22 protein-coding genes are annotated in these 22,728 nt (G+C 62.5%); 12 read left to right on the top strand and 10 right to left on the bottom strand.

Translation table 11 applies throughout. The features are described from left to right. Window positions 1-35: 35 nt before the first annotated feature. The gene (locus YH3_RS01700; RefSeq protein WP_064442887.1) at window positions 36-977 is read right to left on the bottom strand and encodes an NAD-dependent epimerase/dehydratase family protein; all 942 of its coding nucleotides are present in this window, start codon (window positions 975-977) and stop codon (window positions 36-38) included. Between the two features lie 134 nt (window positions 978-1,111). Between YH3_RS01700 and YH3_RS01695 the strand changes: the two genes are divergently transcribed. Genes YH3_RS01695 through YH3_RS01685 form a run of 3 tightly spaced genes read left to right on the top strand, consistent with a single transcriptional unit; the run spans window position 1,112 to window position 2,740 of the window. After that, window positions 1,112-1,807, top strand: a complete 696-nt coding sequence (locus YH3_RS01695) for a TetR/AcrR family transcriptional regulator (RefSeq protein WP_064443450.1) — start codon at window positions 1,112-1,114, stop codon at window positions 1,805-1,807. Between the two features lie 53 nt (window positions 1,808-1,860). Continuing rightward, window positions 1,861-2,466 (top strand): YqgE/AlgH family protein, encoded by a 606-nt coding sequence (locus YH3_RS01690; protein WP_003942572.1) that lies wholly within the window; start codon window positions 1,861-1,863, stop codon window positions 2,464-2,466. 55 nt (window positions 2,467-2,521) lie between these two features. Continuing rightward, window positions 2,522-2,740 (top strand): hypothetical protein, encoded by a 219-nt coding sequence (locus YH3_RS01685; protein WP_007729106.1) that lies wholly within the window; start codon window positions 2,522-2,524, stop codon window positions 2,738-2,740. Here YH3_RS01685 and YH3_RS01680 read toward each other — a convergent pair. Together YH3_RS01680 and YH3_RS01675 are read right to left on the bottom strand one after the other, a co-directional pair. Next, a complete protein-coding gene (locus tag YH3_RS01680; RefSeq protein ID WP_003942582.1) occupies window positions 2,733-3,713 on the bottom strand; it encodes a bile acid:sodium symporter family protein in 981 nt (326 codons plus the stop codon). The two genes, YH3_RS01685 and YH3_RS01680, sit on opposite strands and share 8 nt — an antisense overlap. 4 nt (window positions 3,714-3,717) lie before the next feature. Beyond that, the gene (locus YH3_RS01675; protein ID WP_064442886.1) at window positions 3,718-4,887 is read right to left on the bottom strand and encodes an MFS transporter; all 1,170 of its coding nucleotides are present in this window, start codon (window positions 4,885-4,887) and stop codon (window positions 3,718-3,720) included. 162 nt (window positions 4,888-5,049) lie between these two features. On the opposite strand from YH3_RS01675, the gene YH3_RS01670 reads away from it, so the two are divergent. Then, window positions 5,050-5,745 (top strand): FadR/GntR family transcriptional regulator, encoded by a 696-nt coding sequence (locus YH3_RS01670; protein WP_064442885.1) that lies wholly within the window; start codon window positions 5,050-5,052, stop codon window positions 5,743-5,745. On the opposite strand, the gene YH3_RS01665 is transcribed toward YH3_RS01670, so the two are convergent. Further along, the gene (locus YH3_RS01665) at window positions 5,714-6,673 is read right to left on the bottom strand and encodes a DUF1648 domain-containing protein (RefSeq protein ID WP_238592502.1); all 960 of its coding nucleotides are present in this window, start codon (window positions 6,671-6,673) and stop codon (window positions 5,714-5,716) included. The genes YH3_RS01670 and YH3_RS01665 overlap by 32 nt on opposite strands. Before the next feature lie 5 nt (window positions 6,674-6,678). Beyond that, the gene (locus YH3_RS01660; protein ID WP_042451768.1) at window positions 6,679-7,173 is read right to left on the bottom strand and encodes an SdpI family protein; all 495 of its coding nucleotides are present in this window, start codon (window positions 7,171-7,173) and stop codon (window positions 6,679-6,681) included. A gap of 101 nt (window positions 7,174-7,274) precedes the next feature. Here YH3_RS01660 and leuS point away from each other — a divergent pair, with 101 nt between their 5' ends. Then, on the top strand, window positions 7,275-10,121 hold the full coding sequence (gene leuS / locus YH3_RS01655; RefSeq protein ID WP_064442883.1) for a leucine--tRNA ligase: 2,847 nt from the start codon (window positions 7,275-7,277) through the stop codon (window positions 10,119-10,121). A gap of 424 nt (window positions 10,122-10,545) precedes the next feature. Continuing rightward, on the top strand, window positions 10,546-12,051 hold the full coding sequence (locus tag YH3_RS01650) for an MFS transporter (RefSeq protein WP_030537475.1): 1,506 nt from the start codon (window positions 10,546-10,548) through the stop codon (window positions 12,049-12,051). A gap of 67 nt (window positions 12,052-12,118) precedes the next feature. Here the strand turns inward: YH3_RS01650 and YH3_RS01645 are convergent, their stop codons facing one another. From YH3_RS01645 to YH3_RS01625, 5 genes are read right to left on the bottom strand one after another with little or no spacing between them, the layout of a single operon-like run. After that, window positions 12,119-12,637, bottom strand: a complete 519-nt coding sequence (locus YH3_RS01645) for a hypothetical protein (protein ID WP_007729094.1) — start codon at window positions 12,635-12,637, stop codon at window positions 12,119-12,121. 18 nt (window positions 12,638-12,655) lie between these two features. Then, window positions 12,656-14,119: an aldehyde dehydrogenase gene (locus YH3_RS01640; RefSeq protein ID WP_007729093.1), complete on the bottom strand. Its 1,464-nt coding sequence runs from the start codon at window positions 14,117-14,119 to the stop codon at window positions 12,656-12,658. Window positions 14,120-14,150: 31 nt separating this feature from the next. Further along, window positions 14,151-15,527 carry a glutamine synthetase family protein gene (locus YH3_RS01635; RefSeq protein WP_007729091.1) on the bottom strand — a complete coding sequence of 459 codons (1,377 nt, stop codon included), beginning with the start codon at window positions 15,525-15,527 and terminating at the stop codon, window positions 14,151-14,153. Further along, entirely contained in the window at window positions 15,524-16,297 is a 774-nt protein-coding gene (locus tag YH3_RS01630) for an SDR family NAD(P)-dependent oxidoreductase (RefSeq protein WP_007729089.1), read from the bottom strand. The genes YH3_RS01635 and YH3_RS01630 overlap by 4 nt, the downstream gene beginning before the upstream one ends. Beyond that, window positions 16,281-17,087 (bottom strand): gamma-glutamyl-gamma-aminobutyrate hydrolase family protein, encoded by an 807-nt coding sequence (locus YH3_RS01625; RefSeq protein ID WP_158656627.1) that lies wholly within the window; start codon window positions 17,085-17,087, stop codon window positions 16,281-16,283. The genes YH3_RS01630 and YH3_RS01625 overlap by 17 nt, the downstream gene beginning before the upstream one ends. 200 nt (window positions 17,088-17,287) lie before the next feature. On the opposite strand from YH3_RS01625, the gene YH3_RS01620 reads away from it, so the two are divergent. The 6 genes from YH3_RS01620 to YH3_RS01595 all read left to right on the top strand — a co-directional run bounded on the left by YH3_RS01620 (window position 17,288) and on the right by YH3_RS01595 (window position 22,662). Next, window positions 17,288-18,010: a FadR/GntR family transcriptional regulator gene (locus YH3_RS01620; RefSeq protein ID WP_007729085.1), complete on the top strand. Its 723-nt coding sequence runs from the start codon at window positions 17,288-17,290 to the stop codon at window positions 18,008-18,010. Window positions 18,011-18,108: 98 nt separating this feature from the next. Beyond that, the gene (locus YH3_RS01615) at window positions 18,109-19,539 is read left to right on the top strand and encodes an APC family permease (protein ID WP_050655905.1); all 1,431 of its coding nucleotides are present in this window, start codon (window positions 18,109-18,111) and stop codon (window positions 19,537-19,539) included. A 54-nt stretch (window positions 19,540-19,593) separates the two neighbouring features. Then, window positions 19,594-20,274, top strand: a complete 681-nt coding sequence (locus tag YH3_RS01610; protein ID WP_007729081.1) for a hypothetical protein — start codon at window positions 19,594-19,596, stop codon at window positions 20,272-20,274. A gap of 65 nt (window positions 20,275-20,339) precedes the next feature. Next, window positions 20,340-20,714: a nuclear transport factor 2 family protein gene (locus YH3_RS01605; RefSeq protein WP_003942502.1), complete on the top strand. Its 375-nt coding sequence runs from the start codon at window positions 20,340-20,342 to the stop codon at window positions 20,712-20,714. A gap of 1 nt (window position 20,715) precedes the next feature. After that, window positions 20,716-21,672, top strand: coding sequence for an alpha/beta fold hydrolase (locus YH3_RS01600; protein ID WP_007729079.1), 957 nt, complete (start codon window positions 20,716-20,718; stop codon window positions 21,670-21,672). A 33-nt stretch (window positions 21,673-21,705) separates the two neighbouring features. Continuing rightward, window positions 21,706-22,662 (top strand): SMP-30/gluconolactonase/LRE family protein, encoded by a 957-nt coding sequence (locus YH3_RS01595; RefSeq protein WP_007729077.1) that lies wholly within the window; start codon window positions 21,706-21,708, stop codon window positions 22,660-22,662. Window positions 22,663-22,728 lie beyond the last annotated feature (66 nt).

Genomic DNA, 22,728 nt, shown 5'->3' with positions numbered 1-22,728 from the left:
TTCCGTTCTTGCGTCAAGAGCCCCCACCTGCAGGTTCAGGCAGCAGCGGCGCGAGCCTGTTCCTCGCGCCACCACGCGACGGTCGCTTCGGCGGCCTGATCGAGCGGCGTCGGCGAGAGTCCGAGCAGCACTTCGCTGGCGCTCGAGTCCATGACGAACGGCTTGGTGAACTGGTAGTTCATCTCAGCGAGTTCGCGGCTGTCGGTGTTGATCTTGCCGACGGCGTCGAGCACCCAGGCGGGGAGTACACCCACCTTGGCGGGGGATGCCCCGGCGGCTCGGGCGAAGGCCTCGGCGATCTTGCGCTGAGTGAGCGCGGGGCCGGTGGGTGCGTGGAGGACGGAGTTCCAAAGTTCGGGGTTGTGTGCCGCCGCGATCATCGCTGCTGCGAGATCGGGGATGTAGGTGAAGGAGTGCGGCTGATCTGCGGAACCGATGACACGAATCTTCTTACCTGCCATGACTTTCGGAACCATGCGCTCGCCCGCGTGGGCGGTGCGGACGCGGGGACCGAAGAAGTCCGAGGCCACGACGCTGACGGTGGGTGTTGCAGAGGCCTCGCGAGCGCGCAGCAGCGCGGTGCGCACGCCGCGCTTGCCACCGGTGGCGTTGCGTGGATCGGATTCGGTCATCAGGGTGTCGGAGTTGTAGGCGTAGAGGCTTTCGGGGAAGACCACGACGGCACCGATGGATGCGGCCGCGTCGAGCACAACCTTCTCGGCCGCCGGGAGTTCCCGCTCCCAATCGGCTGCGTTGTAAGCAGCGTGGATGCAGTGGTAGATGGCCGTGGCGCCCTCGCTGACCGAGCGCAGGGCCTCGGAATCCGAGACGTCGACGCGTCGGCGGTCGATCAGCGGGTGCTCGGGCCCGCTGCCGGACCTGGTCAGGAGCCGGACGTTGATTCCCTGCTCGGCGAGCTGTAGTGCGACGGCGGATCCGACGGGTCCTGCTCCGGTGACGATTTCGAGGTTCGACATGGTGTGCTCCTTCTTGTTTCGAGTGAACTGAGAGCACTGCTCTCGTTTTCAAGAATGCACCTGCACCCGAGCGCTGTCAAGAGCAGTGCTCTCTTTTGTTGATGCTGCTCTCGGGAATGGGGCAAGATGGACTCATGGTTGGAACTCCCCGTGAGCGGGCGCGCGAACAGACGCTGCAGGACATCACCCGTATCGGACGCGAGCATCTTGCTGCCGTCGGCGCTGCCGCTTTGTCTCTGCGGGCCGTCGCGCGTGACCTGGGAGTCGTGTCCTCAGCGGTATACCGCTATGTCGCCAGTCGGGACGAACTGCTGACCTTGCTGGTGGTCGACGGGTACACGGAACTGGGCGCGGAAGTGGGCGCCGCCGTGAATGCCGTTGCAGCAGAGGATTTTCGCGGACAGTTCATTGCTCTCGGGCGCGCCGTTCGCAGCTGGGCGATCCGGGAGCCGGCCCGCTACGGTCTGTTGTTCGGCAGCCCCGTCCCCGGCTACGACGCTCCGGGCGAGCAGACCACCGGCCCCGGCACCCTCGTCGTGACCCGGCTGATCGGGATCATCGACGCCGCCCATCGCGCGGGTTCACTGACGGTGCGAGAGGGTCCGGGCCTGAGTGACACGTTGGCAGCGGACCTCGAGGGAGTGCGGATTGAACTGGGTACCGACCTGCCGCCGGATGCCGCGGTGCGCGCAACTCTCGTCTGGGTATCGCTGTTCGGTTCGGTGAACTTCGAGGTGTTCGGGCAGTACGGAAGCGATACGTTCACCGACGCGAGCGAGATTTTCGAGCGGCATTTGGCACTACTTGCCGATGTGGCGGGTCTGACCTGAACACGCTTGTGTCTCGTTCCTCCGCACGCAGTTGTCGGTGAGATGATGTCCTTGTGGCGCACGCAGAAGAACCCGAGGATCGAATGGCCTGGATAGAACCGGAGGTTCGTCCGGGCAGTTTGTTGGTGTCGTCGACCGATCTCACGGAACCCGCATTTCGCCGCACCGTCATCTACATGATCGAGCACAACGACGCCGGGAGCCTGGGCGTCGTCGTCAATCGGCCGAGTGAGACGGCCGTGCAGAACGTGTTGCCGCAGTGGTCACCGCTGACCGCGCATCCTTCGGCCCTGTACATCGGTGGACCAGTCAAGCGTGACTCGGCGCTTTGCCTGGGCATCGCTCGCAACGGTGCGCGGATCGACGGCGTCGCCGGCCTGCGGCGGGTGGACGGCAAGGTAGTCATGGTGGATCTGGACTCGGACCCGGAGGTCATTGCTCCTTTGGTCGAAGGGATCCGCATTTTTGCCGGGTACTCGGGTTGGACTCTGGGCCAGCTGGATTCGGAGCTCGAGCGTGAAGACTGGATGGTGATCAGCTCGCTGCCGTCGGATGTGCTGACGCCGCCCCGAGTCGATGTCTGGGCACGGGTGCTACGACGCCAGCCGCTACCCGTGGCGATGCTGGCCAGCCACCCCATCGAGGTGGAACGAAACTGACTTGTCGGAGGTCGATGATATTCCTGTGTCATCGTTTTCGAGAGAGGTGGCAGTAATGCTCGCTGAGCGTCAGATCCAGTGCGCGGATTGTGTTTCGGATGTCGATCACTGCCACGATTCTTTGCTGCGGCATGCCGACGGATCACTCGAATGCACCGGCGCGAACTGCCTCGACTTGGCATCGGTCCGCCATGCGCTGTCCATCGATTGTGCTGAACTGCAGGGCGGTTGCGGCTGCGTCGACGCGACCCGAGGCGAGTTGCTCGCTAGCTGACGCTGACCGGATCCCGATTCGCGAAGCGTTGCGCCATCGCAGCACAGACGATCAGTTGGATCTGATGGAAGATCATCAGCGGCAACACGATCAGGCCGACGGGCTGGCCCGCGAACAGTACAGCCGCCATCGGTAGGCCCGTTGCCAAGGACTTCTTCGACCCGCAGAAGATGATGACGATCTGATCGGGAAGATCGAACCCGAGCTTGCGCCCCGCGAGAGTGGTCACGCCGAGAACCAGCGCGAGAATCAGGCAGCACACGATTGTGAGGATCACGATCTGCCAGATCGTGATGGTGCTCCAGATCCCCTCTTTCATGCTTTCGCTGAAGGCGGCGAAGACAACGAGGAGGATCGATCCGCGATCGACGTACTTGGTGGGTTCGGCGTACTTCTGCAGCCATCCGATCACCAGCGGGCGGATCAGCTGACCGACGATGAACGGGATCAGCAACTGCACGACGATGTCGAGGATCGACGAGAAGTCGACCGTCGCCTGGCCGGTGGTGTTCATCAGCAGAACCACCAGCAGCGGTGTGACGAAGACGCCGATCAGGTTGGAGAACGACGCACTGACGATCGCGCCCGCGACGTTCCCCTTGGCGATCGAGGTGAACGCGATCGAAGACTGAACCGTCGACGGAACCAGGCACATGTAGAGGATGCCGGTGTAGAGCTCGTCGCTGATCAGCGTCGGTGACAGGAATCGCAGTGCTAGGCCGATCAGTGGGAACAGCACGAACGTCGCGGCGAGGACGACGGTGTGCAGTCGCCAGTGCTTGACGCCCTTCCAGGCTTCCTGCGGCGAGAGCCGTGCGCCGTAGAGCAGGAACAAGAAGCCGATGGCGATCTTGGTGGCCCAGTTCAGAATGCTCTCCGCGGTACCCGATACCGGGAACACACTTCCGAGCACGCCGGCGATGATGATGCCGAGGATGAACCCGTCGATGTAGAACCTACTGAGAAACTTCACCTGGCTAAGGATAACGGCGAGCTTCAGCGGGCTCTCGAGCCCCACGAAGGTTGAAGCCCATCACCGCCAGGCACAGCAGCGTCCCGATGATCGACAGCTCGATGATGGCCGTCTGCATTCCCTGGAGGGTGATGGCGATACCCGCGATGATCGACGGGATCGCCAGTCCCGCGTAGCTGACGGTGAAGAACGCGGCCAGAACTCCGCCGTGGCTCTCGCGGGCGTGGGTCCGGGCGGCGGCGTTGACGCGCTTCATGCCGCCGGCAAACGCCAGACCGTGCCCGGCGCCGACCACGACGGTGATGGCGCCCAGCAGTGCCAGGCTCGGGACGAGGTCGACCACGAGGAGGCCGATCATTCCCAGAGCGAGGATTCCCAGACCGACGGTGACGGACGTGCGCGGGTCCATGCGGCTTCCGCCGAGTTGCGCGACCACCGAGCAGATCATCACCAGTGCAGCTGCCCCGCCGCCGAGCAGAAGGTTGTCGATGTTCAGCAGGCTGGTCATCCACGACGGGACCACCGACTGGAAGAGCCCGACCGCGCCCCACGACAGCGCGACGGCGAGCGAGCTGAGCCAGAAAGTCTCGCGAATAGTGGCGGGAACATGTGGCATTTGGAAGAACCGCTTCGGGCGTGTGACGTCCCCGATCCGCGGAAGTAGCAGCAACACGATCAGTGCCGGGATGAACGCGACGAGGAAGATCAGATACGGCAACCGCAGCGGTTGTGGAAGGTACTGGGCGATTGCACCGGACACGAGTGGTCCGAGCGCACCGCCCAACGCGCCCGTCACCGTCGATACGAGCGCTGCTCGTCGGTGATCGAACTTCGGTTCCTGCTCCACCAATGCGGCGCTGCCCGCCGCACTGGCCGCGCCCACCGCGATTCCCTGGGCAATCCGGCCGACGAACAACCACACCGTCGCGTCGGCAAATGCCAGAACGAGCGTGCCGACGACGCTCAGAGCGAGTGCAGTAAGGAGCACGGTGCGTCGGCCGAGGGCGTCGGACAGCGGTCCGAAGAACAGCAATGCCGGAACGAGGCCGGCGACGTAGACGCCGTAGATCAGCGTCTGGATGGTGGGCGTGAATCCGAACTCGGTCCGGTACAGCCCGTAGACGGAGGTGGGCATGTTCGCGCCCAAGAGGATCACGGTGAGGACGTAGCCCACGCCGTAGAAGTGTCGATTGGTGCGGCGTGTGCGTTCTTCGGTGGCGACAGCTGTGGCGGACGTGGGAAGCCCCTCCTGAAGACAGAGTGCGAAAATACATGGGTCGTCCTACGTATCGTAGGTGAGTGGAATGATCGCCGCTAATGCTGTGAGGATGAGCTGATGACCGTTGTTCGCAAAGAGTCCGCGTACGAGCAATCCCTCGACTGGATGCGCACGCAGATCTCCGACGGCGTCTGGACAGTGGGCAATCGTGTTCCGACCGAGCCGGAGCTGATGAGTGTTCTCGGCGTCGGCCGGAACACCGTGCGCGAAGCGATCAAGACATTGACCTCGACGGGAGTTCTCGAGATCCGTCGCGGATCAGGGACCTTCGTGCGCGCTCGGACCGACATCGGCGGACTGCTCGGCAAACACGCGTCCGTCGACGAGATGAAATACGTCTTCGAAGTGCGTCGTGCGCTCGAGATGGAAGCGGTCCGGTTGGCGTGTGAGCGTCGCAGCGACGACGACGTTCGGATACTTCGTGAACTGGCCGCCAAGCGTGATGTCCCAGCGGAGAACTTCGTCGACGTCGATCTCGCGTTTCACATTGCCGTTGTCGATGCCGCCCACAATCCCGTGCTGAAAGATCTGTTTGCCGGAATCCTCGAAACAGTTCGAGCCACGTACGAGGTGACCGAAGGGGTGCATCCGCCGTCGCTGACGTCTTCGCATCATCAGGGAGTTGCCGAAGCCATCGCCGAACGCGATGTCACCAAAGCCAGGGCTGCGGCGTGTGGGTATCTCGAGAAGACTCAGGAAGCGATCGGTTCAGGCTTGGCGGTTACCGAGTCCGGGCGTCGGCCAATCGATTGAGTGACCCGGCGATGTCTTCGGCTCCGGGTGTCGTGATCGTGAGTCGGTCGCCACAAGCGAACGTGATGACCACCGCTGGCCCGGTGCGGGTGACGACGCCGTAGTTACGACGACCCTTGGTCTTGAGTCCCCAGCCGCCGAAGTCCGCGAACGGTTTGATCTCCGCGACGTCGGCTCCGACAACTTCCTCGATGCCGTAGGTCATCGCAGCCATCCCCATGTTGATCACCCGGATCTCCCGTTCGTCGACGATCACCCGGAAGCGAACCAAGCTGACGACGAGCAGTCCGAGTGCCCCGAAGATGAACAACGGCCAGAGTGACCGCATCGCCAACGCCATGATGACTCCGGGCGCCAGAGTGATCGCAGTGAGGATCACCGAGCCTTTGGTGCTGAATCCGACGTCGTCGGAGATAGGTAGAGGGCAGCTGCTTCGCGGCAACCCGGCCGAGGGTTCGATCGTGGCAAGAGTGCGGACGCGGTAGTCGCGCAGGAAGGAGGCGCCGATCCACCCCAGCACCCCGCCGACTGCAAAGCCGACACCGAGAGACCACAGCGGGAGTGACGTCGTGGACGGATCGGCGACATCGAGTTGGGTGTAGAGCAAAGCGAAGTTCACTGTCGTGACGAGCCCGACCATGCTCAGCCCGACAACCAACATGAAGCGACGCATCATCAACATCGCGGGAGCAAGAGCAGCAATCGCGCTGAGACCGCCACCGAAGAGCAGTGTCAAAAGTGCAATGGTCCATGCGTTGGCCGACGGGGTGGAGAAGCCGTCCGGCGAGGTGGTGGTCCAGTGAGTCGCGATCTGCTCCGGGAGGCGAGGCTCCCACATTTTTGTCAGGACGAAGCCGAAGACCGCACACAGCAGCGGAACCACTAGCCCGAATACGACCCCGGCCGGGTCGATCACGCGATGTTTCACGTGAATCAATGAGCCGGCTGGCAAGCATCCTTGAGCGCGCAGGCACCGCAGGAAGCGGTACCGCAAGCGGCAGCGTTCGCCTTGGCCTCGGGGGTCTCCGCCACCGGCTCGTCTGCGGCAGGCTCGGAGTGGCCGCCGCAGTTGCAGTCGTTACCGCATCCGCTCTGCTGCGGGAGTGCGGCGGCTGCGCGGGTGCCGATGCCTCCACCGAAACCGGCAGTGAGGACGGCGACGACGACGGCGATGATCGCGACCGCGACGCCGAAGACTCCGCCGATGGTCAGTGCTGCGACTCCGCCGATGACCAACATTCCAGCGGCCGCGAGCATGGTCGGACCGGCCACCTTGTTGGCGAGGGCGAACGACTCCTCGCTCCGCAGGGAATCCTCGGTGCGGACACCGGCCCAGCGGTTGCGCGGGAGTTTGCCGATCAGTCCGGCGACAGCAACTCCACCGACGGCGACAGCGAGCACGAATAGCACCACAGCGACAACGATCACCCATACAGGATAGGCGCGAGTGGAGTTGATGGTATGCCCGGGTCGTGCAGGCTCTACCCTGGTTATCGGTATTTCCGTCAGCCAAGTAGATAGCGACCACAGTGACCGAGTCTCCGCAGTCCCCCGATTCACCAGCCGACGCAACTCCGCAGCACCGCTACACCGCGGAGCTCGCCGGCCAGATCGAGCAGCACTGGCAGGACCGCTGGAGTGAGGAAGGCACGTTCAACGCGCCCAATCCGGTCGGTCCGCTCTCCTCGCCCGACGGTGTTCCCGCCGACAAGCTCTTCGTGCAGGACATGTTCCCGTACCCCTCGGGTTCGGGTCTGCACGTCGGTCACCCGCTCGGATACATCGCTACGGACGTCTTCGCGCGCTTCCATCGCATGCAGGGCCGCAATGTCCTGCACACCCTCGGTTACGACGCCTTCGGTCTCCCGGCCGAGCAGTACGCCGTGCAGACGGGTACCCACCCACGGACGACCACCGAGTCCAACATCGCCAACATGAAGCGCCAGCTGCGACGCCTGGGTCTGGGCCACGACGAGCGTCGTAGTCTCGCGACGACGGATGTCGACTTCTACCACTGGACGCAGTGGATCTTCCTGCAGATCCATGGCGCCTGGTACGACAAGGAAGCCGGCAAGGCGCGTCGTATCTCCGAGTTGGAAGCCGAGTTCGATTCCGGTGAGCGCGCTCTGGAAGACGGACGCGAGTGGGCTTCGTTGGACGTGGCCGCGAAGGCCAAGGTTCTGGACTCGTACCGCCTTGTCTACCAGTCGGATTCGATGGTCAACTGGTGCCCCGGTTTGGGTACCGTGCTGGCCAACGAGGAAGTCACCGCCGACGGTCGTAGTGACCGCGGAAACTTCCCCGTGTTCCGTAAGCACCTCCAGCAGTGGATGATGCGCATCACCGCGTACTCCGATCGCCTGGTCGACGATCTCGAGTACCTGGATTGGCCGGACAAGGTCAAGGCGATGCAGCGCAACTGGATCGGACGCTCCTATGGCGCCGAAGTTACCTTTGCCGCAGGCCAGTACGGCGTCGATGTGTTCACGACGCGCCCCGACACGCTGTTCGGCGCCACCTATGTGACGCTGGCTCCTGAGCATGACTTGGTGGACAAGCTCGTCGCGGACGAGTGGCCCGAAGGTGTCGACGCACGCTGGACTGGCGGTGCCACGACGCCGGCGGAAGCTGTTGCTGCATACCGTAAGTCGATTGCCGCCAAGACCGACCTGGAGCGCCAGGAAAACAAGGAGAAGACGGGCGTCTTCCTCGGTTCCTACGCCGTCAATCCGGTCAACGGACACAAGGTTCCGATCTTCATCGCCGACTACGTTCTGACGGGTTACGGCACCGGTGCGATCATGGCAGTTCCGGGACACGATCACCGTGACTGGGAGTTCGCGAACGCGTTCGGTCTGGATATTCTCGAAGTTATTGCCGGTGGCAATGTTTCGGAGGCTGCGTACTCCGGTGACGGCCCGCTGGTGAACTCCGACTACCTCGACGGGCTGGACGTTGCCGAGGCCAAGGCGACCGTCATCAGTCGCCTCGAGGAGAGCGGCCAGGGCAAGGGCACCATCCAGTACAAGCTGCGCGACTGGCTTTTCGCGCGTCAGCGTTACTGGGGCGAGCCCTTCCCGATCGTCTACGACGCGGACGGCAACGCACACGCTCTGCCGGATTCGGCTCTGCCCGTGGTGCTTCCGGAGGTCGAGGACTACGCACCCGTGTCCTTCGATCCGGACGACGCCAACTCCGAGCCCTCTCCCCCGCTGAACAAGGCGACCGACTGGGTCAACGTCGAGCTCGATCTCGGTGACGGTCTGCAGACCTACCACCGCGACACCAACGTCATGCCGCAGTGGGCAGGTAGCTCGTGGTACCAGCTGCGCTACATCGACCCCACCAACCAGGACGCCTTCTGCGACCCGCAGAACGAGGCGTACTGGACGGGCCCGCGTCCGGAACTGCACGGCCCCAACGATCCCGGTGGAGTCGACCTGTACGTCGGCGGCGTCGAGCACGCAGTGCTGCACCTGCTGTACTCGCGCTTCTGGCACAAGGTTCTGTTCGACCTGGGCTACGTGTCCTCGAGCGAGCCGTACCGCCGCCTGTACAACCAGGGCTACATCCAGGCATTCGCGTACACCGACGCCCGCGGCGTCTACGTGCCGGCAGAGGAGGTCGTCGAGCGTGACGGCAAGTTCTTCTACGAAGGCGCCGAGGTCAACCGCGAGTACGGCAAGATGGGCAAGAGCCTGAAGAATGCCGTTGCGCCGGACGAGATCTGCGCCGAGTTCGGTGCAGACACTCTGCGTGTGTACGAGATGTCGATGGGTCCGCTGGACACCTCGCGTCCGTGGGCAACCAAGGACGTCGTCGGTGCTGCGCGATTCCTGCAGCGAGTGTGGCGCGTCGTCATCGACGAGGAGACCGGCAAGCCCCGTGTCACCGACGAAGCTCCTGGTGAAGAGACGCTGCGTGCGCTCAACAAGGCGATTTCCGGTGTCATCGAGGATTACACGGCGCTGCGCGACAACACGGCCGCCGCGAAGCTGATCGAGTACAACAACCACCTCACCAAGGCGTTCCCGGGCGGTGCGCCGCGTGCTGCTGTCGAGCCGCTGGTGCTGATGCTCGCTCCCCTGGCGCCGCACCTCGCGGAAGAGCTGTGGTCGCGTCTGGGTCACACGGAATCCCTTGCGCACGGACCCTTCCCGGCAGTCGAGGAGAAGTGGCTCGTCGAGGATACCGTCGAGTACCCGATCCAGGTCAACGGCAAGGTTCGTAGCCGCATCAGCGTCCCGGCGGATGCCGATCGCAAGGCTGTCGAAGAGATTGCGCTGGCCGACGAGAAGATCGTCGCTCTGCTCGAGGGCAACGCACCCCGCAAGGTGATCGTTGTGCCGGGAAAGATGGTGAACATAGTTCTGTAGGGCCTTCGGCCCCTGTGCGCCGTTTTGGTAGTTACCGCTACCGAAACGGCGCACAGTCGTTTCTGGGGATGATTCCCGACGTTGACACCGAGGGGGAACCTCAAAGGCGGGATCGTCAAGTACGGGGTGGTCGGTATTTCGAAGATGGGAATGGCTCCACGTTCAAGTTCGAACCGAAAATCGTTGCCGTTGCTCATAATCCAAAGCCAGGTTCGAGTTTGTGACGCCAATCAGTCGTTGTCCTGAATGTCCCGCTCCACGGAACATTTGGTAGCGCGTGTTCGATGTGAGGGCTGTGATGCACGTAACACGTTGCCGAGAGCGGTAGCTGTCGTTCCACTGCACTTCCCCGCAAGGCCCCCGTCGGCGGTATTCGACAGGGGGTCAATCGAATTTGTAGGTGTCCCGAAAGGATCTTCCAGCCATGGCGTCTCACGTCCACAGCTCCGGTTCGTCTCCTAGTGCGCCCGAACCGACATCGATACCGGAGCGTTGGACTCCGCGACTGGTGTTCTCTCTGGCGTCGATCGTTCTACTTCTCGAGATGCTCGCGGTGAGCTACATGATGATTTCCACTGCGCTGCCGGCCATCTCGGCGCATTATCAAACGACGCAGGGAGCTTGGCTGCTCACGTCGTTCTTGCTGCTGGGGGCGGTCGCGTCTCCTCTGCTCGGAAAGCTCGCCGACATGTACGGCAAGCGAAAAGTCCTGCTCTTGGCGGTCGCCGGCGCAGCGGTCGGATCCTTCATTTCGGCGGTTGCGCCGAGCTATGCCGTCCTGATTCTGGGCCGGTCATTGACGGGTCTTCTCGTTCCCTGCCTCTTCCTGAGCTACTCCCTCATTCGAGATGTCTTCCCGCCGAAAACTGTTGCGCTGGCAGTCAGTATCGCGACTTCCGGTATGGGTCTGATCGCGATTCCGGCGCCGTTCGTCTCCGGTTGGTTGATCGACAACCACGGGTTCCGGAGCATCTTCTGGTTCTTTGTCGTCGGGCTGGTTCTCCTCGGCGGCATGATCTTCGCTTCGACGGCGGAATCGACTGTCCGACTTCGCTCTTCGCTGGACCTGATCGGCGCGGTACTGCTCGGATCGGGCATCGCCGGAATTCTGATCGGCGTCAGCTTCGGCCCGACCTGGGGCTGGAAGAACGGTTCGACACTGGCCTACCTGATCGGCGGCGTCGCACTGTTGGTGGCTTGGGTTGCCTCTGCCCGAGCCATCCGCGAGCCCTTGATCGACCTGCGCTACTTCGGCAAGCGTTCGGTGATGCTCACCGCCGTCGGTGCCGGTTTCTGCTACGGCGCATCGGGAGTCTTCACGATTTTGCTGCCGATGATGGTGATGACCCCCGCAGTTCTCGGCCTGGGATACGGATTCGGCGTGACGGCAGAGGGATTCGCGATCTTCCAGGCGCCCCTTGGCGGCATGGTGGTGGTCGGTGGTTTGATCGTGGGCTTCCTCGTGGGGCGCAACATCCGGCCCCGTCTGCTGATGATCATCGGAATGATCCTCATGGCAGTCGGATTCACGTTGACGGCAACCATTCACGACAACAAGCCTCTGCTCATCATCTTTGCCGGAATCTTCGGTGTCGGTATGGGTATGGGCTACGCCTCCATCCCGAACCTGCTCATCGAGGCAGTGCCGCCGCAGTTGCAGGCAACCACGGCGAGCATGGTTGCGGTCTTCCAGAGCATCTTCCCCGCAGTGCTTCCCGTCATCGCCTTCACGGTCTTGAACTCGCACATCGCGATGGCGATGGAGGGCGCTGTCTTCTACACCGACGAGGGCATGCGTATCGCGTTCCTGATCGGTGCTGCTGCAGCAGTTCTCGGCGCGATCGCAGCCGTGTTCCTGCCGCGAAACATCGTCCAGATCGGCGCAGAAGACGGTGTGCAGCAGGAGACGTCCCTCCTCCCTGCTCACTGATCACACGATGATGTGCGGCTACTGGCCAACGTCCGTGGCCGCACATCGCCGTGGTGGCACTTCGGCGTCATGCAAGATGAATCTCCTGCAGCGAGATCTCACCCCGCAGCGGACGCTCTGCGACCTGTGCCAGATCAGATACGAATGTGTCCGCGATCGATCGGGTGGTGGTGAGTTGTACCGACAGAACATTGTTCGCTTGACTGCACACAGTTGCGCCGTGCCGGTACGCCACCAGCGCCACTGGATCGACGCGTTGGAAAGTCGCGGTGACGTGTAGGCCGACCTGTGGTGTCACCGGAACGAACGGGCCGTGGTCCGTCTTGATGCGAACTATCCCGATGATCTTGTTGAGACGCTTGATCAACATGGCGTCGGAGATCGTTGCCGGGCAACGGTATGCGATCGACATTCCGGTGACTCCCGGCGATGTCACGGATACCCATGTAGACAGGCTGACGACCTCGACGCCGAGCTTCCACCCCAGCGACGAAATACGTGCGAGAACCGCCGCGGTATCGTGGCATTCGACCACCATGGTGCCCACCCGACTCGTATCGGTGCCCACCCGAGCCGCTTCACCCATTTCCTCGACCTCCTCCGCCTAGAGAGGAAGTCCGGGCGCATCGACCCCGATGATTCTCGATCCCCGGAAGAAGTCGAGAAGCTCTGCGTCGCCGTGTGCGCCGATACCGCTTCCGCCCCAGAAACTCTGGGTCGAGTGGTCGTCTAGGTCCAGGAGGCTGGTGCTGTTGATCTTGTTCTCACCGCAATCGATTCGGGTCGCAAGTTCACGAGCGGCGTCGACGTCGGCGCCGAACACGTATCCGGCCAGGCCGGTATCGAGAGCGTTGGCCTCGAGCAGAGCTTCCTCGTCGGTTGATGCTCGGTGCATCGTCAGGATCGGCCCGAAGGTCTCCGATTTGGTCTGCTCCGACGAGATTCCGTGCACCACTGTCGGTGGGAAGAACCATCCGGAATCGTCAGGCACGGGGGTGCTCGAGACGGCCGTGCCGCCCACGCCACGGAGGAATTCGACGGTATCCCGCATCCGTTGGAGTTGAGGCTCGTTCGCCTGCGGACCCATCGTGGTGTTGGCGTCATCGGTTCGGCCGAGTGCGATTTCGGCCGTGCGGTCGAGTATTGCGTCGACAAGCCGGTCGTGAAGGTGCGGCGGCACGAAGACGCTTCCCGGACTCTCACACCATTGCCCGTTGAGTTTGGTGAACCCGTCGACGAGTGCGGTGGCAGTCAGATCGATGTTGGCGTCGGCGCGGATGATCACGGGGTTGTTGCTGCCGAGCTCGAGTTGAAGAGCCTTGAAATCGGTAGAAGCTGCAGCGGCGATGGAACTACCGGCTGCTCGGCCGCCGGTGAACGCCAGTGCTCGGATTCGTCGATCGGAGGCCAGTAGATGCCCGACGTCCCCGCCTCCGTGAACGAGTTGAAACAGAGCTTTCGGCGCGTCGACTTCGGCGATGGCACGTGAGATCGCCTCGGCAAGCACGTTGGGACCCGACGGAGCCCAGTTGGAGGGCTTGGCGATGACCGGAGCACCTGCGGCCAAAGCGAATGCGGTCTTCTTGGCGGTGATGAAGCTCGGTGCGTTCCACGGTGCGATCACAGCGGTCGGGCCCCACGCCAGCCGATGTAATTGTGCACCTGACGCCAGCTGCTCGAACCCGGAGGAGTTCTTCAGATGCGTTGCAGCACTGCGGAACAGATCGGGAAGTCCGCCGGCGAAAAGTGTGCTGATCGAAAGCGGAAGGCCGTTGTTCTTGGAGTCCTCACGAGCGATCGCCGCAGTCCGTTCTTCGACAAGTTCAGCCGTTCTCTCGAGTAGGCGCACCCGGTCGGCGACCGATCGACGGGTCCAGACACCCGATCGGTGAAGTTCTGTCGCGGCGGTGATCGCCCTCTCCACCTGTTCGGTGGAGGACGCGAGTTGGGCTTGCAGTTTCTCTCCGGTGTCGGGATCGGTGAGAAATTCGCCGAGGTCGATAGCCGGTGTTTCGACGTTTCCGTCGATCGTGTTGTTCTGGGGCACGAGTGAGCATGAAGTGGTCATGACTGTCCTTCGTGGCGAAATCGTTTGTAGGTCAGATGTTGTCGAGGTAGCGTTCGCGTTCCCAGTCGGTGACCGCGGACATGAAGGAATCCCATTCGTCCTTGGCGACCGCCGCATAGTGCGATACGACCTCGGCGCCGAACGCCGCGAGTGCGAACTCACTGGCCTCGAGCGCACGCGCCGCTTCGTCCAGTGTGCCGGGCAGCGGTTGTTGCTTCACCTTCTCGAGTGTGTCTGTGTCGCTGTACCCGTCGCGTCGTACCGGTGCGCCGGGATCGAGCTTTCGTGTCAGACCGTCGTTCATCGACGCCAGAACGGCGGCGAGTGCGAGATACGGATTTGCGTCCGCCCCTGGCAGTCTCATTTCGAGACGGTTGGCGGACGGTGCACCGGTGATGAGTCGGCAGGTGGTAGTCCTGTTGTCGAAACCCCAGGTCAAGCCGTTCCCCGAGAAATCGTGGCTGGCTCTGGTGCGGCGCATCGAGTTGATGGTCGGCGTGTAGAACAGCATGAGTTCCGGGCAGTGCTCGAGAACTCCGCCGACGGCGTGCAGCAGCTCGGCGCTCGCGGTGTTTTCTGCGCTTTCGTCGTGGAACGGGAAGGTGTCGTCGCTCCGCATGGACGCGTGAATATGACACGACGAGCCCATGCCGTCGGTGCTCGGACGTGCCATGAAGGTAGCAGTGAGCCCTTCTGCCGCAGCGACGTCGTGGACGACCTGCTTGAATAGCACATGGCGGTCGGCCATCTCGAGCGCGGTTCCGTATTCGAGGTTGATCTCCCACTGGCCCAGGCCGTATTCGACCTGAGAGACCTCCACGGGAATCGCGCTCTCCTCCAACGCGGTTCGTACCTTGCGGAAGAAAGGTTCCATCGCGTTGCCGGCGGTGATGGTGTAATCCGAGGGCACCAGGGTGGTGGGTTCGAGATCCCGATAGCCGCTGCGCCGCAATGCGTCGGGGGCACCTCGGTAGAGGTGGAACTCGAGTTCCGTTGCCGCGTAGACGGTGTGGCCGTCAGCTTCGAGCTTGTCGATCTGCTTGCGCAGGATCGTGCGCGGTGCGATCGGGACGAGCTCGCCGGTATGTTCGTCGACCGAGTCTGCGATGACGATGGCAGTGGACTCGAGCCACGACGCACGTCGAAGTGTCCCCAGATCGGGTCGCAGACGGAAGTCATGCCAGCCGGTGTGTCCGCCGGCGTAGTCGACAACGAGTTTGTCCATGCGTTGGCTGGCATCCCAGGCATACACACAGGTGCACACATGCAGACCCTCGTCGATGTTCGCGAGGAAAATTCGCGTCGGGACTCGTTTGCCGATCAACCGTCCGTAGAGGTCGATACCGGCGATGAGGACGGTGTCGATGTCGGACTCGGCGAGCTCGGCCGTGGTGAGCCGGCCTTTCATCGGGCAAGCCATCCGCCGTCGACGGGCAGCTGGACTCCACTGATGTAGGAGGCGTCGTCGGAGAGCAGGAAGGAGACTGCACCACCCATGTCCTCGGGGCGGCCGACGCGCGGCACCAGGAGCCTGGACTTCATGAAGTCGAGAACTTCGCCGGAGGAGACGTCGATGCCAGGCAGGAAGGCGGTGGGGACCGGCCCGGGGGCGATCGCGTTGACTCGTACGTTGTACCGCGAGAGTTCGACGGCCAGAGCCTTCGTCAGCATCTTCACTCCACCCTTCGACGCGTTGTAGTGGACCTGTGCGAAGCCCTGGGAGGACACGACCACGTCCGCTTCCACCGTCGACAAGTTCACCACAGCGCCGCTGTTGCCGTCGCGGAAGTATGGGGTGGCGATCTGCGTGACGATGAACATGCCCTTGAGATTGACGTCGAGGACGAGGTCCCACTCTTCGTCGGTGAGGTTCTCGAGAGAACTCATCGTGATCAGGCCGGCGTTGTTGACGAGGTAGTCGAAGCGTCCCCATTCGGCGACGGTGGCTTCGAAAGCGGCGCTCACGGCGGCGCGGTCGCGCACATCGGCCTCAAGGGCGAGCGCGGCTGTGCCGTACTGCGATTCGATAAGTGCGACGGTCTCCTTTGCACTTTCGATGTGAAGGTCCACGACCGCGACGCGGGCACCGTCGGAGGCGAGGCGCAGCGCGATGCCGCGGCCGATTCCGGAGCCTGCACCGGTGATCAGGGCAACCTTGTTCTCATGCGTACGTGACATTGTTGTCTTCCATTCTGTGATGATCGATCTGGTGAGAAGAATTGGTCCGACGGGAGGTTGCAGCGTCGACGAGCCACGAGAAGAGCGGGTCGATTTCGACGAAGAATTCGGGGTGCCACTGCACGCCCACCACGGGGCGATCGTCGGCCTGGATGGCTTCGGCGACGCCGTCGAGCGCGCGTCCGACGATCCGGAGTCCGTTCCCCGGGGCATCCACTGCTTGGTGGTGAAGGCTGTTCACGTGAATGCTGTTGCCGTACAGACTATATGGGATGGAGCCGGATTCAAGGGCGACCTGTTGTGGTCGGTAGGAACGCGGATAGCCGAAGAAGCTGTGCGCCTCACCGGCGTCGGTCGGAAGGTCGGCAATCAGAGTGCCCCCGCGGGCGACGTTGACGACCTGGTGTCCTCGACATACACCCAGGATCGGCAGTCCGATTTCCCAGGCTGCATCGACCAGGGCGAACTCGAATTCGTCCCGAGCGGGGTCGATCATCGAGGAGTTTGGTCCGGGGGTGCGGCCGTATCGCCTGGGGTCCACGTCGGAACCACCGCTGAGGACGAGGGCGTCGAGATGCTCGACGATTCGGCGCGGATCACTGTGGATGCTCAGCAGGATCGGTTGACCACCGGCGGCGCGGATCTTCGACGGAAAATCGGTGAAGAACATTTCCATCAATGCGTCGCCGACGACGTTCGGTAGTGACGGCCCGCCTCGGTCGACGCGGCCGGTGACTCCGATCAGGGGCATGGCGGGGAGTGCCTCCGCCGTCATCGTGAATTGGGTCATAGGAGCGAGCATAGAACCATTGAATGGCTTTTCGCTAGGGTTTGGCTTGTAAAGTTGGAGTAACGGGTTCGAAGTGCCGCGCGCTGCTGTATCTATTCAAGGACAGTTGCGAATGGCGCGTTCGATTTTGCAGCCCGTGACGAAGCGTACGAGGACGAAGCTGAAGAGTCGGTCCAGGCACCGAGTAGGGGGTACGAGACGTGCAGATCGACAAGCTGCCGGCCATCGAATTCATGGTCAGTGCACCGACGTTGGGGGAGGATATCGCTCGACGCTTGCGACTGCTCATTCACAGCGGCGCGCTCAGCCCCGGTGATCGCCTGCCGTCCGAGCGTGAACTGTCTCAGCAACTCGAAGTCGGTCGAGTCAGTGTGCGAGAAGCTATCCGAATCCTTCAGGCAATGGGATACATCGAGGTGCGACGCGGTGCAACGGGTGGATCGTTCGTTTCGGAGTTGACCAGGCCTTATGAAGACTGGGTTGGGCAGTTGAAAGCGCGAGAAGCAGACATCGACGAGATCGTCGACCTCCGTATCGGGTTGGAAATGCGCACGGCAAGCCTCGCGGCGGTCCGGCGAACCGATCGTCATCTTCTCGAGTTGCTCGAATCCATTGAGCAATTGGGGGTTTCCGGAAGTCGGGGATCGTTCCGGGCTTGTGACGCCAGGTTCCACGGCGGTATCGCCAGAGCGGCGGGAAACAGCAGGTTGGAGGCCGCTGTGGTCGAGGCTCGCGGCGAAATGTTCGTCCCCGTCGATCATCTCGTGTTCGAAGACCAGGTCGAGGCTTCGAGGGTGGAGCACAAGGAAATCTTCGAGGCGATCAAGCGGGGCGACAGCGCTCGCGCGGCGGAGGCAATGGAACGTCACATTCTGCACGCAAAAGACGAGCTCAAACGCTTGGCGCTGCAGGAAGAAGGCTGACGGGAGCGCGACGAACGGACGGTTCGTCCCGTTTTTCGCAAGTAAAAGTTTTGTGAATTGGGTCCCGAATCGACTTCAATGGTTCTAACATCGCCCGTATGACCCATACTTCCGTCAATGCTTCACGTGATGCATCCGGCGATGACCGAACTCTTCGAGGCTCGCTGGGTACCGGCTCGATAGTCCTCATGGTCGTTGCCGCAGCTGCTCCCCTGACTGTGATCAGTGGTCTTGTGCCGCTGGGTATTTCCGGTGGCAACGGTGCGGGCTTCCCCATGACCTTCGCCGTGACAACCGGTGTACTTCTGCTCTTCGCCGTCGGGTTCACCGCGATGTCGCGTTACATCCCGGGAACCGGAGCGTTCTATCTCTACATCGGACATGGTCTCGGCCGTGGTGCCGGCGTCGGCAGTGCGATGTTGGCCCTCGTCAGTTACAGCACAGTGCAATTGGCCGTATACGGCTACCTCGGCCCGGCAATGAGTTCGTTGATCACCTCCTACGGTGGTCCGGAGGTGCCGTGGTGGATCTTCTCGCTCGCCTCGTTGGCTCTGGTAGCCGTCCTCGGATTTCGTCATATCGAATTGTCGGGCAAGGTGCTCGGCATCCTGTTGATCGCAGAGGTCGGGATCGTAGTCGTACTCGACGCTTTCATCATCGCCGACGGTGGTCCGGAAGGCCCGTCGACAGCAATGTTCTCTCCGTCGGAAATATTCTCCGGATCCCCCGGCGTCGCATTGGTATTCGCGCTTGCCGGTTACATCGGGTTCGAGTCGACGGCGATCTTCCGTGACGAAGCGAAGGATCCCGCGCGGACTATCCCGCGAGCGACATACGCCGCCTTGATCCTCATCGGCGGCTTCTACGCTCTCTCCAGTTGGGCGGTTGTGACAGCCTGGGGCGACAAGGGTGCAGTGGACATTGCGGGTACTGACCCCGACGGCATGCTGATCACCACTGCCACCGACTTTGCCGGAACGGTGACAGCCCACCTGATTCAAATTCTGTTGGTGTCCAGTCTCTTTGCCGCAGTTCTGTCTCTCCACAATGTCTTGGCCAGATACATCTTCGTTCTGTCGAACACCGGCGTTCTGCCGGGCGCAGGTGGGCGGACGCACCGCGTGCATGGTTCGCCGCACATCGCGTCAGTGGTGCAATCCTGCTGTGCTTTGGTACTTCTCGGAGCTTGCATCGTCATCGGTCTGGATCCGGTGACACAGATCTTCGCGTGGTTCGCCGGCGTTGCAACGGTGGGGATCGTGGCTCTCATGTTGCTCACGTGCCTTGCGGTGCTCGTCTTCTTTCATCGTACGAAGGTCGATCAGCGATTCTGGCACACCAAACTTGCCCCGAGCTTGGGCCTTGTCGGGCTGATCGGCTTCGCGATCGCCATTGCCGGAAACCTTCCGCTCCTACTGGGCGGCAACATTCTGGCCGTGGTGATGACCGGGGTGCTGGTGCTCGCGTTTGTCGGTGGATTCCTCTATGCGCGACGACGGAAGCAAGTGAGCTTCGAACTCCCGTCGTGAGAGGGCTTTCGGTGAAATGATGGGTGCACCCGCACTCGAGAAAGCAGGACTCCCATGACGTTCGCGGATCTGGACGGCGATGAACTGTGGAGTTACCTGACGGAGCGTTCAGGACTGCCCGGCCCGCGCGCGAACCTTGGGCTCATGCTCGAGTTCGCGCGCGGCGCCGATGACGACGACATCCTGCTGGCAGCGGAGTCCGAGGACGAATACATCCGCTGCTGTGGGATCGTCGGGCTCGGATTCATCTTCGTTCGCTCGCACGAGCGATCCGTTCTCCGCAGCTTGACGGAGGCGACCACCAGTGCGTCGTGGCGCGCACGTGAAGCTGCCGCGATGGCCGTTCAGGCGATAGGTGACACGGATCCGCAATTATTGCGGGCGATCATCGAGCAGTGGTCACGGTCCGCCCATCCATTGACGCTGCGCGCAGCGGCTGCGGGGATCTGCGAGCCACGGTTGCTGAAGGACAAGACCAACGCTGCGCTGGCCGTTCAGGTGTGCCGAGACGCTACCGAGTGGATCGTCTCGCAACCAGCTGATTCTCGTCGCGAGGCCGACACACGGACTCTCCGGCAGGCGCTTGGATACTGCTGGAGTGTCGCGGTTGCGGCGGATCCGGAGAATGCCCTGCCGGCATTCGTCTCCCTGGGGGCGTCGGACGACACCGATGTCGTCTGGATCGTGCGGGAGAACCGGAAGAAGGCTCGCCTGCGCAAGGTGCTCGAAAGCTGACCCGTGGAACAGAGTCGTAGGTTATCCTCAGAATTAGAACCTGTTCTAACTACGAGGGGTAGACCATGGCACCGTCCGCAGAGGTAATCCGCAAGACCGTCGACGCCTACATCGAGACCGTTGCGACGGGCACTGCTGCCCAGGTTGTGGCCCTGTACGCCGAGGGTGCAACGGTTGAAGACCCGGTTGGTACCGACGTGCGCACCACCCGCGAGTCCATTCTCGAGTTCTACTCCGTGATCGAGAATTTCGACCAGGAAGCTCACCTTCAGACCCTCCGCATCGCCGGAAACGAGGCGGCATTCCACTTCTCGCTGATCACCAAGCTCGGCGAGCAGACCCTGACCATCGCACCCATCGACGTCATGACCTTCGACGACGACGGAAAGATCCTGTCGATGCGCGCATTCTGGAACCAGGAAGACATGATCACCGCCTGACATGACGGTCAAGACGATCGACGTCGACGGATTCTGTTGGCAGATCGACGATTCCGGTTCCGGGACAGCTGTGGTCATGTGCCACGGCTTTCCCGGCCTCGGATACAGCTTTCGCCATCAGTCGGCAGCGTTGGCGGAAGCGGGTTTTCGGTCGATTGCACTCGACATGCCCGGTTACGGCGGCACTACCCGCCCCGACGCGATCGAGGATTACACCAACGACGCCGTCGCGAACCGGCTGATCGACCTACTCGACGCTCTCGGAATCGACAAAGCGGTGTTCGTCGGACACGATTTCGGCGCTCCGGTCGCGTGGACGACAGCGCTTCGTCACCCCGATCGCGTTGCGGGACTGGTCTCCTTGGCGGTTCCCTATGCGCCGGACAGATTCCCGGCCAAGCCCTCGGCCATCTACGCCGCCTTGGCGCGCAAGCACTTTCTGCACATTCACTATTTTCAGGAACCGGGTGTTGCGGAGCGCGAACTCGACGCCCGTCCACGTGAATTCCTTCAGCGGCTCTTCCACGCCTTGTCCGGGGCCTACCGGTACCTCGATGTGTGGAAGAACCCGTCCGAAGGAAACGGCTATCTCGACGTACTTCCCGAGGCGCCGGCGTTGCCGTGGTCGTGGCTCACCGAGGATGATTTGGATGTCTATGTAAAGGCCTTTACTGCAACAGGTTTCACCGGTGGCTTGAACTGGTACCGAGCGTATGACGCCAATTGGGAACGCAGCGCGGATCTGGACGGCGCGCACGTCGAGGTCCCGACGCTCTTCGTTGCGGGCGCGGAAGACCCGGTCATCGCGATGAGCGGTCCCAAGGCACTGGACCGAATGAAGGACACTGTCCCCGACCTGCGGGGTGTACATCTCCTCGGCGGTGCGGGGCACTTCGTACAACAAGAACACGCTGCCGAGGTCAATGAACTTTTGATCTCTTTCCTTCGGTCGCTCTAGGCGAAATCGGGCCGAAGGTCTAGCGTTGCGCAGATGCGCACCAGGATCTTCGATCGCGGTATTCGGGTAGGTATCACCGGTGCTCTTGTTGCCGGTTCGCTTCTGGCTCTGGGCGTGTCCGGTGCCGCCGCCGCTCCGCCTTGCCCTGGATCGTCACCCGCCATACTCAGCGCCCAGATTCCGGGTGCTGCCCTCGAGGGTGTCACGGTGGACGGGCAAGGGCGCCTGTATACGACCGACCTGGTGAGTGGGCGGATCTTCCGCGTCGACGGGCCTGGTCAGGCCGCAGTTCCGATCGCGACGGTTCCCGGCGGTGCGGGCGCACTCGCGTGGAGCCCGGACGGTTCACTGCTGGTGGGTACCGGAGCAAACGCCGGCGTGCTGATCGGCGATCTGACGCGTGCTGCGTCGGTCGCGCGGGTGGACGTGAACTCGGGTGCCGTGACGCCGATAGCCGGTGGTCTGAGCGCTGCAAACGGCCTTGCCGTCGCGCACGACGGGACGATCTACGCCACCAACGATTTCGGTTCGCTGATCGGAAAGGTCAGCCCGAATGGTTCCGTCGACCCGGCGTGGGCAACCTTCCCGAGTGCAAACGGCGCTGCCCTGAGCGCCGATAATCGCTGGCTCTACGTTTCGCGCACGTTCGCAAACCCGGGTGTCAGCCGCATCTCCGTGGACAATCCGGGATATTCGGAGTCGTTGGTCGATCTCGGTGGTTTCGAAACCTTTTCTGCCCCAGATGGTTTGACCTTGGACTCGCGAGATCGCGCAATTGTTCCCACGGACATCAGTGGTGAGGTGTGGCGGATCGACGGACCCGGCCAGTACTGCTCGCTCACCAGCGGACTGCAAGCGTCGAGTGTGTTGACCTACGGGCGTGGCAATTCCGGTTTCGCGGCCGGGCATCTCTACCGCGCCGGGTTCGACGGAAAGATCTTCGAGATTCCGGCCGGCTTCGACGCGGGCGCCCAGGCCGCAACACCCTGACGCGACACCCTGACGCGACTTACCCACTACTGATGCCGGGACTGCCGGAATCGTCCATACTGGTCT

This window comes from Rhodococcus sp. YH3-3, from assembly GCF_001653035.1.
Taxonomy (GTDB): domain Bacteria; phylum Actinomycetota; class Actinomycetes; order Mycobacteriales; family Mycobacteriaceae; genus Rhodococcus_F; species Rhodococcus_F qingshengii.
Note: the sequence above shows the minus strand (reverse complement) of the source record. Positions and strands in the feature narration are given on the sequence as shown.

Coding starts and splice junctions, on each gene's coding strand:
- YH3_RS01700 (WP_064442887.1), bottom strand. CDS start 977: ATGTCGAACCTCGAAATCGTCACCGGAGCAGGACCCGTCGGATCCGCC.
- YH3_RS01695 (WP_064443450.1), top strand. CDS start 1,112: ATGGTTGGAACTCCCCGTGAGCGGGCGCGCGAACAGACGCTGCAGGAC.
- YH3_RS01685 (WP_007729106.1), top strand. CDS start 2,522: ATGCTCGCTGAGCGTCAGATCCAGTGCGCGGATTGTGTTTCGGATGTC.
- YH3_RS01670 (WP_064442885.1), top strand. CDS start 5,050: ATGACCGTTGTTCGCAAAGAGTCCGCGTACGAGCAATCCCTCGACTGG.
- YH3_RS01650 (WP_030537475.1), top strand. CDS start 10,546: ATGGCGTCTCACGTCCACAGCTCCGGTTCGTCTCCTAGTGCGCCCGAA.
- YH3_RS01645 (WP_007729094.1), bottom strand. CDS start 12,637: ATGGGTGAAGCGGCTCGGGTGGGCACCGATACGAGTCGGGTGGGCACC.
- YH3_RS01640 (WP_007729093.1), bottom strand. CDS start 14,119: ATGACCACTTCATGCTCACTCGTGCCCCAGAACAACACGATCGACGGA.
- YH3_RS01635 (WP_007729091.1), bottom strand. CDS start 15,527: ATGAAAGGCCGGCTCACCACGGCCGAGCTCGCCGAGTCCGACATCGAC.
- YH3_RS01630 (WP_007729089.1), bottom strand. CDS start 16,297: ATGTCACGTACGCATGAGAACAAGGTTGCCCTGATCACCGGTGCAGGC.
- YH3_RS01625 (WP_158656627.1), bottom strand. CDS start 17,087: ATGACCCAATTCACGATGACGGCGGAGGCACTCCCCGCCATGCCCCTG.
- YH3_RS01615 (WP_050655905.1), top strand. CDS start 18,109: ATGACCCATACTTCCGTCAATGCTTCACGTGATGCATCCGGCGATGAC.
- YH3_RS01610 (WP_007729081.1), top strand. CDS start 19,594: ATGACGTTCGCGGATCTGGACGGCGATGAACTGTGGAGTTACCTGACG.
- YH3_RS01605 (WP_003942502.1), top strand. CDS start 20,340: ATGGCACCGTCCGCAGAGGTAATCCGCAAGACCGTCGACGCCTACATC.
- YH3_RS01600 (WP_007729079.1), top strand. CDS start 20,716: ATGACGGTCAAGACGATCGACGTCGACGGATTCTGTTGGCAGATCGAC.
- YH3_RS01595 (WP_007729077.1), top strand. CDS start 21,706: ATGCGCACCAGGATCTTCGATCGCGGTATTCGGGTAGGTATCACCGGT.